Genomic DNA, 15121 nt, shown 5'->3' on the forward strand with positions numbered 1-15121 from the left:
GTTCGTCCGGCTGCATCGAAAGGCACCGCTGCGGCGGTGCCTTTTTTCATGGCGCCGGGGTTTCGTCGGCTGCGTCGCCCGCGTTGTCGGCATGGCCCGCGTGCCCGGCTTCGTCGTCGAACAGCGAGAATTGCCCGTGGCGCTCGGCGGTATCCTCGTCGATGCGCACGCCGACGCCGAGCAGCCGTACCGCCTGCGCACGCCGTTGCAGCCCCTTCGCGAGCAGCGTGACGGCCGTGTCCGCATGCGTCGCGTCGGCCACGCACTCGACCGTCGTGCGCTGGAAATCGGCGAAGCGAATCTTCACGTACAGCTTGCGGATCGACCGCGCGGCGCCCGCCCGTGCGATTCGCGCATCGAGTTGCACGACGAGGCGGCGGATTTCCTCCGCGCACTGTTCGAGCGTCGTCAGATCGGTGACGTAGGTCGTCTCGACGCTGACCGACTTGCGCTCCTGGTCGGCCTGCACGGGCCGCTCGTCGATCCCGCGCGACAGTTCGTACAGCCGCCGCCCGAATGCGCCGAATTCACGGTGCAGGTCGATCAGCGGCCAGTCGCGCAACTGCGCGCAGGTCTGGATGCCGAGCCGGTCGAGCCGCGTGGCCGTCACCTTGCCGACGCCGTGCAGCTTGCGCACCGGCAGCGCCGCGACGAACGCGTCGATCTGGTGCGGCCGCACGACGAACAGCCCGTCGGGCTTGTTCCAGTCGGACGCGATCTTCGCGATGAACTTGTTCGGCGCGACGCCGGCCGACACGGTCACGCCGACCGTGTCGTACACGCGCTGGCGGATCTCCCGTGCAATCAGCGTCGCACTGCCCTGGCACCGCTCCGACCCGCTGACGTCGAGATACGCCTCGTCGAGCGACAGCGGCTCGACGTCGGGCGTGTAGTCGCGATAGATCGCCATGATCTGCCGCGACGCCGCGCGGTACTTGTCCATCGCGGTCGGCAGGATCAGCAGGTCCGGGCACTTGCGCATCGCCAGCGCCGACGACATCGCCGAATGCACGCCGTAGCGCCGCGCCTCGTAGTTGCAGGTCGCGATCACGCCGCGCTGGTCGGGCCGGCCGCCGACCGCGAGTGGCCGGTTGCGCAGCGACGGGTCGTCTCGCATCTCGACCGATGCGTAGAAACAGTCGCAGTCGCAGTGAATGATCTTGCGCATGCGCGGCAGCGCGTCGCCAGGCGGCGGCACGTGCGGATCGGCAGGCGGAATGATGGTCGGGTTCACGGTGCCGATACTGTACAAAAACACAGTGCCGGTTTCAACTGTCGCGTGCGGCCAGGCCTGGCGGCGCCGTACCGGCCCGCTTTGCGCGGATCGTACCGGCGGGGCGCGGGCCGCGGCGCCTATACTCGTCTGCCGCAATACACGAAACGCAAAGGTGACGGATGAAGACGATCGGATTGATCGGCGGAATGAGCTGGGAATCGTCGGCCGAGTACTATCGGATGATCAATCGCCATTCGAAGGCGCTGCACGGCGGGCATCACAACGCGAAGAGCGTGCTGGTCACGGTCGATTTCGCGGAGATCGAAGCGCTGCAGCGCTCGCACGACTGGGCGGCACTCGGCGAGCGGATGGCCGGCGCCGCACAGCAGCTCGAAGCGGCCGGCGCCGACCTCGTCGTGCTGACGACCAATACGATGCATCGCGTATGCGATGCGATCGAAGCCGCGGTGACGCTGCCGTTCCTGCACATCGCCGATCCGACCGGCACCGCGCTGCGCGATACGGGCGTCGAGCGCGTCGCGCTGCTCGGCACGCGCTACACGATGGAGCTACCGTTCTACGCGGAGCGGTTACGCGGCAAGTTCGGAATGGAGGTGCTCGTGCCGGACGAACGCGGGCGCGACGACGTGCACCGGATCATCTACGACGAGCTGTGCCACGGCATCATCTCGCCGGAATCGCGCGCGACGTACGTGACGATCATCGAAAAACTCGCGCAGCAAGGCGCGCAGGCCGTGATCCTCGGCTGCACGGAGATCACGCTGCTGATCGGCGAGCACGACTCGCCGCTGCCGGTGTTCGATACGACCGCGCTACATGCGAAGGCGGCGGTGGAGTGGGCGGCGCGCTGACTGGCCCCGCCACTGCGATGCTGCCGATCACGCGAACGCGTACCGGCACGACCGGCCGCTCGCCTCTACCGATCCACCGTACGAACGGCCAGCAGCCGGGCAGGTGCCGGCACGAATGAACAACGGCACCGCTGCAGCGGTTCGCACCGCATCCGCCGCCCCGTCAGGACGCTTCGGCCGTCGCGCCTGACGCTTCGATCGGCTCGCCTGGCCGCTCGAACGGGCACGCGGCGTCGAATGGCGCCCTTTCACCCTGCCCCGGTGAACCGATCAACGCGACCAGACCACACGCGAGCGACCCGCGCCAGTGCAAATAGTCGTGGCCGCTCGCCGTCGACGCATAGCGCACCGCATAGCCTTTCGCCTGCAGCACGTCGCGCAAGTGACGACTCGTCGTGCCGATGCCGGCCGGCCCCTTGCCGTCCTCGAAGCGACCGCTCTCCAGATAGAAGCGCACGGGTAACCGCTCGCGCACCGCGTACTCGCGTGTCAGCCACTCGGCGGTACGCGTGCGCGCATCGCCCTGCGCGGGCGCCCACCAGAACGAACCCGACTGGCTCAGCACGTTGCCGAACAGCTCCGGGTGACGCAGCGCCGCATAGGCCGACGCGAGCCCGCCGTAGCTCGACCCCGCTATCACGGTGCGCGCCGCCGGTGCGCTCACGCCCTCGCGACGCGCCCACGGCATCAACTCTTCGGCAAGAAAGCGCGCGAACGCGGGATTCGGCGGCAGTTCCCGGCCGCGCGTCGCGCTGTCCGGATTGCCGACGATGAGCGCCGCGGTGCGCGGCACGCGCCCCTCCGCGATCAGGTTGTCGAGGATCGTCGGCGTCGGTACCGTCTCGACGTACGCGTGTGCGTCGAACACCACGACGAGCGCGCGCGACGGATCGTCCGCACGGTAGCCGGCCGGTCGATACAGGTACACGTCGCGGGTATTGCCGAGCGCGGCGCTGGCGAACCGGTAAGCGGTCAGCGTGCCGGCCGGCACGTTTGTGCGCATTGCAATCCACGGCTGCGGCGGGGCGTCGCGCAACTCGAGCACCGACTTTCCCTGGAAGGGATCCGGCTCGGGATTCATGAACGTGCGCGGATTGAGCGGATCGCGCTGCGCGGTCGCGAGAATCGCGCGGCGCCGCGCGCCGTCGTCGAGATCGAGTTCCGGCACGTCGGGGGCGAGCAGGTAGCTGATGCGCGTCGCGGCCGGCACCACGTAGCTGCGATACCAGACGTCGCTGCCCGGCAGGTGCCGCAGCGAGTCGTGCTCGCCCGACGGACTGCCGAGCAGCCGCACATTGTCCCGCGCGCCGCGCCACAGGAACGTGACGAGCCGTGTCGCTTCGTCGGGCGGGTTCAGGCCGCGCGCGATCGTTGCGTCGGTGCGCGCCGGCTGCGCGGGCGCCGGCTCGACGAGCGGCGCGCCGCTTGCCGCCACCTCGTGCCAGAACGCGTCGGTCGTGCCGCCCGCCGCGAGTTCGGCGACAAGCTTCGCGACGCGCGGGCTCGCGATGGCGGGCACGGGTGCACGCTGCTGCGCACGCGGCACGCGATTCACGATCGCGAGCCGGTAGGCTTGGCGGCCGTCGGGCGACAGCATGCCGGCCCCGGGCGCCGACACCTGCAACGCGTATTCGCCGTCCGCCGGCGCAACGAACATGAAATCACGCGACTGCCCGTCGGCCGTCACGAGCTGCCGCAGATGCCGGCCATCGCCCGTCGCGAGATCGAGATTCGCGGCCGCGCCATCGAGGCGGCCCTGGACGAACGTCCCGGCATCGAGCGCGAGCAGGTGCGCCGCCTGCTCGCGCGCAACATGGCCCGTCACCCCCTCGCCCGTCGCGACCGCGCGTTCCGCGTGCGCGGTCGACATGCCGATCGCCGCCAGCGCCACGCCGACACGCCACGCACACGCCATGCGCGTGGCCCATTTCCGGAGGATCATCATCGTGCGCCTCAAAAGTCGATGGTGGCCGACACCTTGAAGGTGCGCGGCGCATTCTGCGTGACGAAGCCGTCGTTGAACGTGCCGGCCCAGAACGTGCGGTTCGCGACGTTCTCGACGGCGCCGCGCAGCACGACAGTCTTGCCGGCGACCTGCGTCGCATAACGTGCCCCCAGATCGAACCGGGTCCAGCCGGGGATGCGCTGCGTGTTCGTCGAGTTGACGAACTGCGCGCTCGTCGCCACCGCGCGGCCGGACAGCGTCAGCCCCCGCACCCACGGCGTATCCCATTCGAGGCCGAGGTTCGCCGTCCATTTCGGCACGCCGTACGCCGTGTTGCCGTCATAAACGCCGCCGGCCGTGTGCGTCAGCAGCGCCTGCGTGTAGGCGAGCCCGCCCAGCACGCGCAGCCGCGGCACCACCTGGCCGAACACGTTCCATTCGACGCCGCGGTTACGCTGCTCGCCGTCGGCGCTGTACAGGTTGGTCGCGGCGTCCTTCAGCATGCTCGGCTTCGTGATCTGGAACAGCGACAGCGTGTTCGCGAAGGTTTCGGTCTCCCATTTCGCGCCGACCTCGACCTGCTTGCTCTTGTACGGCGCGAACATCTGGCCGTAGTTCTTCGCGGTGACGTCGGACACGGTGTCGCCCTGGGTCAGCCCCTCGACATAGTTCGCATACAGCGACACGTCCGGCCCGAACGGCCTGACGACGAGCGCGAACGCGGGCGTCAGCGCGGTTTCGTCGTAGTCCGCGGTCTTCAGCCCCGTCGCGGCCGCATAGGTCTTCGCGTGGACGCGCTGGCTGCGCACGCCGAGCGTGAGCTGCACGCGATCGCGTGCGAACGACAGCGTATCTGCCAGCGCGACGCTCGTCAGCGCGGCCTCCGACGTCTTCGGCGCCGGGCCCGGCGACGGCGCGAGCGGCGGATCGATCGGCGCGTAGATGTTCGACGCGAACGTCGCACTCGTCCGGTTGATCGTGCCGGACTCGATCTGCAGCGACGTCACGCCGAGCGACACCTGATGGCTGACGGGCCCCGTGCGAAACCGGGCGCGGGCGCCGGCCTCGATCGACGTCGTGTCGGTATAGCCGTTCTGGTTGTACGTCACCGCTCGATAGTTGCCGTTCGGCTGGATCGCGCCGGCCCGCGTCCCGTTGATGAAACCCGAGTAGCGATAGCCGAGGCCGCCGATCCCCGCGTATGCGGTGATCCGGTCGGTCAGGTCGAGTTCGCCGCGCGCGACGACGGCCTGGTTGTCGAGCTTGCCCCATGCGCCGCGCAGCAGGTTCGTGCCTGGCGACGGCGGGCTCACGACCTGGCTGGCGAACGACGCCATCCACGGGCTGCCGTTGTCGAAGCGTTCGGTGTCCGTATAGGCATCGAGCGAGAAACGCGCGCGCTCGCCCTTCACGTCGAACGCGAGCGACGCGAACTCGCGTTTCTTGCCCTGTCCGTCCATCGTCGTACGACCGTCGCGATACGCACCGTTCATGCGGATGCCGACCTGGTTCCTGTCACCGAAGCGCCGGCCGAGATCCGCATGCACGCCGAACTGGCCGTCCGAGATGTAGTCGGTGGTGAGGCGCGCGAGCGGCGTATCGCCCGCACGCTTCGGGACGAGGTTGATCGCACCGCCGACGCCGCCGCTCGGCGAGATGCCGTTCAGCAGCGCGTTCGGCCCTTTCAGCACTTCGATCCGCTCGATGAATTCGGTGGGCGAGTGGCCGTACGGCGCAAGCCCGTACATCCCGTTGAACGCGAGATCGTCGGCGATCACGTTGAAGCCGCGGATCGTATAGTTCTCGACGATGTGGCCGGTCGACGTCGTGAAGCGCACCGACGGATCGTTCTCCAGCACGTCGGCGACGGTACCGGCCTGCTGGTTCTCGATCAGCGCCGATGTGTAGCTCGTGATGTTGAACGGCGCATCCATGAAATCGGCGTTGCCGAGCATGCCGAGCCGGCCCCCGCGCGCGACCTGCCCGCCGGTGTACGCCTCGGGCAGCGCATCCGCACGCGCGTTCACGACGATCGCCGGCAGCGTCGCGCCTGCGCCCGCTGCGGCCGGCACGGCCGACGCGCGGCGCTGCACGAGGTAACCGCCGCCGGTACGCACGGCCTCGAGGCCGTGCGGCGCCAGGAGGCGCGCGAAACCTTCCGCGATACCCATGCGACCGTTCAGCCCGTCGCTCGCGAGATGCGCCGTGAGTGCCGCGTCGCTCGCCAGTTCGACGCCCGCCGCCACCGCGTAGCGATTCAGCACGACGTCGAGTGCGCCGGCCGGAATCGCATACGCGCGCCGCTCGTCGGTATCGACGCGCGACGGCGGATCGTCGGGCTGCGCTTGCGCGCCGATCGGCATGGCAAGCACCAGCGCGGCGGCAAGCGCCGGTTCGAACGCGCGCGACGCGACACGACGGCGCGCGAGCCGGTTGGCGGGACGGGAGGCTGCAGACGGGGAAAACCGGCGGAACGCCATGATGAAGAATCCTTTGGGTTCGGAATGTTGCGAAGGTGCATCGTGTATTCCGAACGAACCGCCGAAACCCTCAATCGTCTCGTGAAATTTTTTCTGATGACGCTGCGCCGGCGTTCAGCGCGGGACGACGGTGACCCAGTAGCGCGTGCGGTAGACGACCTCGACCGGTAACGCAGCCCGCAGGCCGTCGAGCGCGCGATCGGTGTCGGTCAGCGAGAACACGCCCGACACCGACAGCCGCGCGAGCGACGGATCGCAGCGCAGGACGCCAGGTCGGTAGCGTGCAAGTTCGGCGCACCACGCATCGACGCGCATGCGTTCGGCGATCAGCCGGCCCTGCGTCCATGCGTTCGCGCGCGCATCGGCGGGCTCTCGCGCTGCGAAGCCGTCCGCATCGAAACGCACGGCCTTGCCCGCCTCGAGCCGCAGCACGCGATCGGCTGCGCGAGCCGGCCGGATCTCGACCGCACCGTCGAACACGTCGACGCGTGCGCGCGCGCCTTCGTCCGACACCGTGAAGCGCGTGCCGAGCGCACGCGCAACTCCCTGCCGCATCTCGACGCGCAACGGCCGCCCCGCCGCGTCGTGCGCGGTCTCGACATGGACCGCGCCACGCTCGAGCACGATGCGCCGCTCACGTTCGTCGAAACGCACGTCGATCGCACTCTCCGTGTCGAGCCATACGCGCGTGCCGTCCGCGAGCGTAACGTCGCGCACTTCGCCGATCCCGCTCGCATAGTCGGAGGTGGCCGATTGCCACAGGCGCGTACTGCGCACGCCGTAGCTCGCACCACCGAGCGTGATCGCCCAGCCGAGCGCGCGCATCGCGCGCCGGCGTGCGGGCCGGGGCGGCTGTTCAAGCAGGACGCCGAGCGCCGTATCGGCCGGTACGCTGCCGAGTTTCGCGTCGATGCCGGCAAGCCGCTGCCACGCACGCTCATGGTCGGGATGCTCGGCACGCCAGGCCGCGCAGCGGCGCCGGTCGTCGTCGGTCGCGTCGCCCGACCACAGGCGGGCAAGCCAGCCGATCGCCTGCTCCACGACGGCCTCGGGCAATGTATCGCCCTTCCACCCGCTCACGACGCGCTCCCGTAGAGCGCCGAGTAGCACGCGCGCAGCGCGGAGGCGACATACTTCTCGACCGACGACACCGATACGCCGAGCCGCACCGCAATCTCGCGATAGGTCAGCCCGTCGAGCTTGCACAGCAGCAGCGCCGTGCGCGCATTGGCGGGCAGGCGATCGAGCATCGCGTCGATTTCACACAGCGCCTCGATCACGAGCGCGCGCGTTTCGGGAGACGGGGTATCGGGTTCGGGCAAATGCCGCACCGTGTCGAGATAGGCGGATTCGATGTGCCGCCGGCGATACAGATCGATCACGAGGCCGTTCGCGATCTGGGTCAGATAGCGGCGCGAATCGTCGGGTTGAGGCGTCGTGCCGGACGCGAGCACGCGCAGATAGGTGTCATGTGCGAGATCGGCCGCGTCGCACGCATTGCCGAGCTTCTTGCGCAGCCAGCCGCGCAGCCAGCCGTGATGATCGTTGTAGAGCGCACGGAAGCCCCGCTGCGCATGACTGTCGATGACGCCCATGTTCCCCGACGCTGCCTGGTCGCGCAGCGCCCCATTAATGATAATGATTCTCATTAATTTTATGAGACAAGAGGCGGGACTGGCAAGCGGGAATCCGGCCGGCAGCGAGTTTCCGAGGCCGGAAATCAAAAAACCGGTATGAAGCCGGGTTCTTGTCGACGAAGCGCGCATCGGTCACTTGCGCTGCATATCCTCTGGTGTGCTTGGTTGCGGGGGTAGGAGCGTCACTCCAAACCCGGCCGGAAGCCTTGATTACGCTGGCATGCCCCGGATGGTTGCAGGTTTCAGGCAAGTAGGCCAAGCCAGAAACGCCTGAATCTCGCGCACGCTCATACCGCTCTCGCACATCGCGATGATGCGTTCATCGAAACCGGTGAAACGGCCCGCGTGCTTGGGAATCAGGATTGGCTCGAAGCTGCCGTCGCGGTCGCGGGGGACCTCGACTCGGACCGGGCTACGCTTGGTAATGACCATCTTGCCGCTGGCGTCTTTGCGCTCGTTGGCCTGGCCAGCCGGCTTGGGTTGACCCGGTGGGTACCCCGGATGCAGATTCATCTCGGCACCCATTGCGCGTTCAATGACCACCTTGTTGAACGCCAACATCAGATCCTGCACCTCGGCCGGCGTCATCGGCCTCTTGACCAACTGATCCAGCAGTTCCTTGGGCAGTTCAGGCAGCGGCCCGCGGGCCGCGGGCCGTTGCCTGGGACGCTACCGTTCGTCGTTTCTTCTTCATCGGCATCTCCATGATTTTTACCTCTCATGAAATATCCCGCCCAGAAAAATGACGGATAACTCCGACGCCTACATGATAGGCAATCCGGCCTATACAGTGCCTGGGATTCCTATTTAGAAGCCAATTTCCGCATGAGTTGAAAGCCTCGACCCATGCCGCCGCCCGTCGAAATCAAAAATGGCTTTAAGGACAGCGCGCGCTTCTCGATGCAGTGCCAAGACAACCATGCGCAAGCAAAAGTCACGACAATCGTTGCGGACAAGTGAAGAAAAAATGAACCAGACACTCCAAATATCCATATCAGCGTTTGCTGCACCATAAACGCATAAATATATACTCCGTACGAAATATCGCCAAATCGCCCAAATTTACGCAGCACCGGAGTGGACGACTCCCCTACTGAAATAATAAAAAATGGCATAGCAATCATTACCCCCAGCACATGCCAACCAGTCACGAAAAGGCATCCACCCAGAATAAATGCGCTTGCGACCACGAAAATTCGGCGCCGCCCCCACCAATCATTAAACAGTTGAAGCAACACGCCAAAACAGAAGAACAAGCCATACTCTCGCGACCAGTTTCGATCAGGGTTCGTCTCGCCGCGATAGATACCAAAATGATAAACAGCAAGCCCGATAATGCCAAGCAGCGCAATCCAGCGCCAGCGAAGCGCTCCGATGGCCCCGGCAATCGCAAGTATCAGATACCAATGAACTTCCAGGGGAATTGTCCACAGCGAACCATTTACCGCCTTGGGAAATGGGTTGCTTGAAAACACTCCTGGCAAATTATAGCTGACCCCAGTCAAACGAAGGACTTTAAAATACTCCAGGAATTCTGGCGCGGAAAAATAATCTGCTGCGCCGAGGGTAGAAGTAATTGGCCCAACTATCAATGCAGCAATGCAGGTTACAACGAATAATCCGGGCCATATGCGCAAAATGCGCTTTACCGAGAATCTGAACACATTCGGATCACGCATCCAGCTTTGGGTAACCAGATAGCCGCTGATGACAAAAAAGATGCAAACACCCAAACCCCCGAGTCCGAAAAACCCACCTAGGCCGACATCAATCTCAGGCTGGCCCATCAATGCATGCTGATGACTAACAAAAACCATTGATGCCGCCAAAAGCCTTAAAAAATCGAAATTATTCTCGTTGTGTGTCACTTCTAACCTTGATTTTATCGTTTCTAATCACGTGGCCCGTATTCCACGAGGCTGTATCTGCCTTGATCAGCATGATACAGCCCTTAAAAGGATGCCGTGAGGCCGTTTCCTCGCCTGAGGCAATCAGTGTTTCCACGTCGGCTTCGGCCCGCGTGGTGGCTTCAGCCCGGCGGGCTTGGGGATCGGGAGCGATAGCTCCCCAGGTTTGGGGATCCGTGTGACGATCGCGCTAGCGATCGTCACACCGGCAGCGGCGGCTTTCCGTGCCTCCTTATTCTTTTGCCGAACAACCTCCCTCTGCCGGTGGGTCGTGGGCACGCTGCGCACCGCACGCTCCGCCCGCGCCCAGAACTTCCAACCGCCGTGGGCGTGCCTGCTTCGTCCGCAACTCGCCAGGCTACGTGTGCTCGAATGCCCCATGAACGTCGCCGCCTTTTCTGCCTTGCCCGGATCGGCCTGTACCTGTCGTTTGAGTTCGCTGCCGACCGCGTGGCGGATCGAGTAGATCGACAGACTCGACGGTTTCAGCGCACGATTCAGGTTCCGGTGATCCACGTCCGTCATCGACACCACCAGCCCGCCGCGCTCCTGAACCAGCGCCGCAAGCCCGCTTGCGGCGGTGTTGTCGATCGGCACTGCCAACTTGCGCACCGGCTGGCCGCGTTTGTCGTTGACCTTCGCGCCCTTGACCAAGTCGGCCGGGAAAAGGCTGCGGCCTTCGGCTCGGTCACCACCGAAATCTCAATGCTGCGTTTCAATTCTGCGGCCGCCCCCCAAACACCGTCAGCACCGCCAACCGTTAGGCGTGGCGTTCCGCGACCTTTGCGCCATGCTGCCCGCGGTCTGCAGGGCCGTGACCGCCATCGACGGGTGCGGTGCGATCGTGTCGCGCTTCGACCTCGACACGATCGACAAGCCGGCCGTCCACATCGCGGTGGCCTTGTTTTTCCAGGTCTTACGGTCATCCTGGCGAAACTGCACGTCCATCTCCACCGCCAGCCGCCTCGCCTCAACGATCAAACGTTGCGCCTCCGTCGCGGCGCGCACGCACATCGGTTTCCATGCAGTGGTGCGACGCCGTCCGCAAGACATCGTAGTGATTCAGTGTCGTCGCCTTGTCCAGCACCGGGATCCCTTCGGCCCGCAGGTTTTCGTAGGCACGGCGATACTTCGCGATCGTGGCTGGCGCCCCATTACGCGCCTCCTTGGTGTTCAGTATGTTTTGCGTCTGCCGGGCGGCGTGCATTGTCCAGGCGTGTTATCACCTTCGGCGGGTCGTCTGGCGCTGGCTTCGCTATCACGGAGTGCGTCCGTGATCGTGTGTTCGCTCCCGCGACCACGCTTACGGCCTTCGCTTTCGCTACGGCCTTGCGATGGTCGATCTGAACGATGAACCATCACCACATTGTTGGACGGTTCAAACCCGTCCAACAATGTGGTCGGCGTGGGCTTTGCGTTGCAGGCCATGTTTTCGTCCTGCTCATCCGTGGGCTACCAACCCGGGATGGCAGGTTCTGGCATGTCTGCAACCGGCGTGCATGGGTGCCGTGCGCCCCTGGTCGCACGGTTGAGCGACGACACGGCTTCGGGTCGATAGAGTGCCGGAGAAGGGCAACCCGCCCCACCAGGCTGCCTCGTGTATCGAGTTACAACAAAGCAGGTCGACGCCAATGGCGAACCCGTGCCATCGCAAACAGCGACGCCTCGCGCGGATCCTTGGTGCGAAGGCTCCGCCAGCGGTTGCGCTCACGCCAGTAGAAGGCACCATGCCGGGAGACGTAGAACCCGGGGAACCCGGTGCGAGGATGGGCCGAAGCGCGCGTTTGGTTGCGGGTGCTCTCGGGCGGCCATGGTGCAGCGCCACCCGGAATGGCAAAAAGCCCTGATTTCTTAGTGAAATCAGGGCTTTCGCTTGAAGCTGGTTGCGGGGGTAGGATTTGAACCTACGACCTTCGGGTTATGAGCCCGACGAGCTGCCAGACTGCTCCACCCCGCGTCAGAGAAATAAATTATAGGGTGAGGGAGTACTCACGTCAACACTTTTGTCACAATTTCTTCTCCGTCCACCGTGACAGCGGTGCGAGGCACTGCCCTCGCCCCGTACGACAGGCGCGTTCGCGCCGCGTGCTCGCGGTAAGATGGCGGCCTTCGCATTCACCCCGCACGCACACTCCCGTTCATGAAAATCGCCACCTGGAACGTCAACTCGCTCAACGTCCGCAAGCAGCACGTGCTCGACTGGCTCGCGCAAAGCGGCACCGACGTGCTGTGCCTGCAGGAACTGAAGCTGCCGGACGAGAAATTCCCGCGCGCCGATCTCGAGGCTGCCGGCTACCGCAGCTGGTTCACGGGCCAGAAGACCTACAACGGCGTCGCGATCCTCGCGCGTGACACGCTGTCGGTCGACGAAGCGGACGTCGTGCGCAACATCCCCGGCTTCGACGATCCGCAGCAGCGCGTGGTCGCCGCGACGGTCGACGGCGTGCGCATCGTGTCCGCGTATTTCCCGAACGGCCAGGCGCCCGACTCCGACAAGTTTGCCTACAAGATGCAATGGCTCGACGCGCTGCAGGCGTGGCTGCGCACCGAGCTGCAGCGCTACCCGAAGCTCGCGCTACTCGGCGACTACAACATCGCGCCGGAAGACCGCGACGTGCACGACCCGGCGAAATGGGAAGGCCAGAACCTCGTGTCGCCGCAGGAGCGCGCGCACTTCGCGCAGCTGATCGAACTCGGCTTCGTCGATGCGTTCCGCCGCTTCGAACAGCCGGAGAAGACCTTCACGTGGTGGGACTACCGGATGATGGGCTTCCGCCGCAACGCGGGGCTGCGCATCGACCACATCCTGCTGTCGCCGGCGCTCGCCGAGACCTGCACGTCGTGCGAGGTCGATCGCACGCCGCGCACGTGGGAACAGCCGTCCGACCACACGCCCGTCGTCGCGGTCGTCGGCTGATCGTCCAATCCGCCCGCGCGTTCAGCGACGCGCGGGCGCCGGCCCGAGATGGGCCCACAGGAACCCGAATTCCGCCGCGTCGGCTTCCGCGCGTTCCAGATCGTCGGCGCTGCCGTGGCCGCCGTCGGTGTTCTCCCAGTACCACACCCGTTCGTGACCGAGCGCATGCATGCGTGCGGCCATCTTGCGCGCATGCGCGGGATGCACACGGTCGTCGCGCGTCGACGTCGTCAGCAGCAGCGGCGGATATGCGACGCCTTCGCGCACGCGGTGATACGGCGAGTACGCGGCCAGCGCCGCACCTTCGTGCGGATCGTCCGGGTCGCCATACTCGTCGAGCCACGCGGCGCCCGCGTGCAGCTTCGGATAACGCCGCATGTCGAGCAGCGGCACGCGGCAGAGCACCGCGCCGAACAACTCCGGGCGCTGCACCATGCACGCGGCGACCAGCAGCCCGCCGTTGCTGCCGCCCTCGATACCGAGCTGCGCGGCACTCGTCACGCCGGTCGCGGCCAGGTCCTCGGCCACCGCGATGAAATCGTCGAACGAGCGCTGGCGGTGTTCGCGCTGCGCGTCGACGTGCCAGCGCGGCCCGAACTCGCCACCGCCGCGGATGTGCGCGAACGCCATCACGCCGCCGCGCTCGAGCCACCCGATGCCGAACGCGTCGCTGTAGCCCGGCAGGTTCGGGATCGCAAAACCGCCATAGCCGGACAGCAGGCACGGCCGCGCGACACGCGCAGCGCCGTCGGTCACGTCGAGTGCATCGCGCGGCCCGATCAGCGTGTACGGCACCATCGTGCCGTCTTGCGAACGCGCACTCGCGCGGCGCACGACGAGCCCCGCCGCGTCGAACTGCACCGGCGGCCGGTCGAGCAGCACGCGGCGCGACGACGCATCGTCCGCACGGTCGGCAAGATCGGCCAGCCAGCATTCGGGCGGATCGAGATAGGTGTCGACGTCCACGTAAATCTCGTCGTTCAGCGTCGACTCGACGGGCTCGACGTCGATCTGCGCGTCGCCCGGCCAGTCGAACGGCCGCGCGTCCCACGTCCACGTGCCATCGTCGGCCTGCCGCGGCTGCCACAGCATCGTGCGGTTGTGCACGTCGTCGAGCCAGCTCGCGATCAGCGTCGTGCGCGTGTGCGTCCACGTGCACGCGGAGGTCGACGGTTGCGGCGCGAACAGCGTCGTGAGTTCGCGCGACCCGGCCAGGAACGCCTGCTCGCGGATCGCCAGCAGCGAGCCGCCCGCGTGGCGCACGCCATCGCAATCCCAGTCGAGGCGCGGCTCCAGCACGAGCCAGCCTTCCCAGAACCCGACCTCGACATGGGTCGGCACGTCGTAGCGCGCCCATTCGCCCGCGTCGGTCAGCCGGTACGCATGCGCGTCGAAGAAGTCGACGCTGCGCCACGCGACGTGGCGGTTGTCGATCGGATCGAACCCCGCACCCGCGCTGATGTCGTCGGGTTCGCCGCGGAAGACGACGGGCGCATCGGCAAGCGCCGTGCCGCGCACCCAGCGCCGCGCTTCATACGGATAGCCGGCCGCGGTTGCATGCGCTTCGCCGCGATCCCAGCTCACGTAGACGGTATCGCGATCGATCCAGCCGACCGTGTGATGCCCCGGCTCGTCGATCGTGAAGCCGCCCTCGACGAAACGACGTTCGACGAGATCGAATTCACGCACGACGACCGCGTCGGCACCGCCCGGCGACAGCGACAGCAGCGCGCGATCGCCGTCCGGATACAGGATCGCGTCCTGCTCGAACACCCACGACTCGCCCTCCTCCGCGCCGAGCGCGTCGACGTCGAGCAGCGTTTCCCACGCCGGCCGGCCCGCACGCCAGTCATCCCAGCGCGTGCGGCGCCACAGCCCCTTCGGATGGAGATCGTCCTGCCACAGGTCGTAGGCCCAGTCGCGCCAGCGGGTTGGGATCACCGGGCGTTCGCGCGGCAGGTACGCTTTGGCGAGACGCGCCGTCAGCGCGCGATACGCGTCGTCGTCACGCAGCGCGGCGCGCGTGCGCGCATTCTGCTCGTCGACCCACGTGCGGGCGCGCTTGCTGTCGAGCGATTCGAGGAAACGGAACGGGTCGGCCCCGGCGGGCCAGCGGAAGGAATCGGACATTGAGGATCGGCGGAATG

General features: G+C 66.3%; 11 protein-coding genes, 1 tRNA gene and 1 pseudogene. 2 read left to right on the forward strand and 11 right to left on the reverse strand.

What is annotated here, in order from left to right:
- Positions 1–46 precede the first annotated feature (46 nt).
- The gene (gene dinB, locus ACPTTF_RS11630; protein WP_423371242.1) at positions 47–1258 is read right to left on the reverse strand and encodes a DNA polymerase IV; all 1212 of its coding nucleotides are present in this window, start codon (positions 1256–1258) and stop codon (positions 47–49) included.
- A 137-nt stretch (positions 1259–1395) separates the two neighbouring features.
- Here dinB and ACPTTF_RS11635 point away from each other — a divergent pair, with 137 nt between their 5' ends.
- The gene (locus tag ACPTTF_RS11635; RefSeq protein WP_423371243.1) at positions 1396–2088 is read left to right on the forward strand and encodes an aspartate/glutamate racemase family protein; all 693 of its coding nucleotides are present in this window, start codon (positions 1396–1398) and stop codon (positions 2086–2088) included.
- A 163-nt stretch (positions 2089–2251) separates the two neighbouring features.
- On the opposite strand, the gene ACPTTF_RS11640 is transcribed toward ACPTTF_RS11635, so the two are convergent.
- The 9 genes and pseudogenes from ACPTTF_RS11640 to ACPTTF_RS11680 all read right to left on the reverse strand — a co-directional run bounded on the left by ACPTTF_RS11640 (position 2252) and on the right by ACPTTF_RS11680 (position 12014).
- Positions 2252–4033 carry an alpha/beta hydrolase-fold protein gene (locus ACPTTF_RS11640; protein ID WP_423371244.1) on the reverse strand — a complete coding sequence of 594 codons (1782 nt, stop codon included), beginning with the start codon at positions 4031–4033 and terminating at the stop codon, positions 2252–2254.
- Between the two features lie 8 nt (positions 4034–4041).
- Positions 4042–6513 (reverse strand): TonB-dependent siderophore receptor, encoded by a 2472-nt coding sequence (locus ACPTTF_RS11645; protein WP_423371245.1) that lies wholly within the window; start codon positions 6511–6513, stop codon positions 4042–4044.
- A gap of 114 nt (positions 6514–6627) precedes the next feature.
- Positions 6628–7593 carry a FecR domain-containing protein gene (locus tag ACPTTF_RS11650; protein ID WP_423371246.1) on the reverse strand — a complete coding sequence of 322 codons (966 nt, stop codon included), beginning with the start codon at positions 7591–7593 and terminating at the stop codon, positions 6628–6630.
- Complete coding sequence (locus tag ACPTTF_RS11655; RefSeq protein WP_423371878.1) at positions 7590–8108, reverse strand: sigma-70 family RNA polymerase sigma factor; 519 nt, start codon at positions 8106–8108, stop codon at positions 7590–7592. Before ACPTTF_RS11655 ends, ACPTTF_RS11650 begins: the two co-directional genes overlap by 4 nt.
- Before the next feature lie 300 nt (positions 8109–8408).
- A pseudogene (locus ACPTTF_RS11660) lies at positions 8409–8844 on the reverse strand (transposase); the annotation flags it as partial.
- Positions 8845–8953: 109 nt separating this feature from the next.
- Positions 8954–10018, reverse strand: a complete 1065-nt coding sequence (locus tag ACPTTF_RS11665; RefSeq protein ID WP_423371247.1) for an acyltransferase family protein — start codon at positions 10016–10018, stop codon at positions 8954–8956.
- A gap of 123 nt (positions 10019–10141) precedes the next feature.
- Positions 10142–10711, reverse strand: coding sequence for a hypothetical protein (locus ACPTTF_RS11670; RefSeq protein WP_423371248.1), 570 nt, complete (start codon positions 10709–10711; stop codon positions 10142–10144).
- A 90-nt stretch (positions 10712–10801) separates the two neighbouring features.
- Positions 10802–11071 (reverse strand): hypothetical protein, encoded by a 270-nt coding sequence (locus tag ACPTTF_RS11675; RefSeq protein ID WP_423391162.1) that lies wholly within the window; start codon positions 11069–11071, stop codon positions 10802–10804.
- An 866-nt stretch (positions 11072–11937) separates the two neighbouring features.
- Positions 11938–12014 (reverse strand) — tRNA-Met (locus ACPTTF_RS11680).
- A gap of 183 nt (positions 12015–12197) precedes the next feature.
- On the opposite strand from ACPTTF_RS11680, the gene xth reads away from it, so the two are divergent.
- A complete protein-coding gene (gene xth / locus ACPTTF_RS11685; RefSeq protein ID WP_423371250.1) occupies positions 12198–12974 on the forward strand; it encodes an exodeoxyribonuclease III in 777 nt (258 codons plus the stop codon).
- A gap of 21 nt (positions 12975–12995) precedes the next feature.
- On the opposite strand, the gene ACPTTF_RS11690 is transcribed toward xth, so the two are convergent.
- The gene (locus ACPTTF_RS11690; RefSeq protein ID WP_423371251.1) at positions 12996–15104 is read right to left on the reverse strand and encodes a prolyl oligopeptidase family serine peptidase; all 2109 of its coding nucleotides are present in this window, start codon (positions 15102–15104) and stop codon (positions 12996–12998) included.
- Positions 15105–15121: the final 17 nt, after the last annotated feature.

Source organism: Burkholderia crassaminum (assembly GCF_964265005.1).
Taxonomy (GTDB): domain Bacteria; phylum Pseudomonadota; class Gammaproteobacteria; order Burkholderiales; family Burkholderiaceae; genus Burkholderia.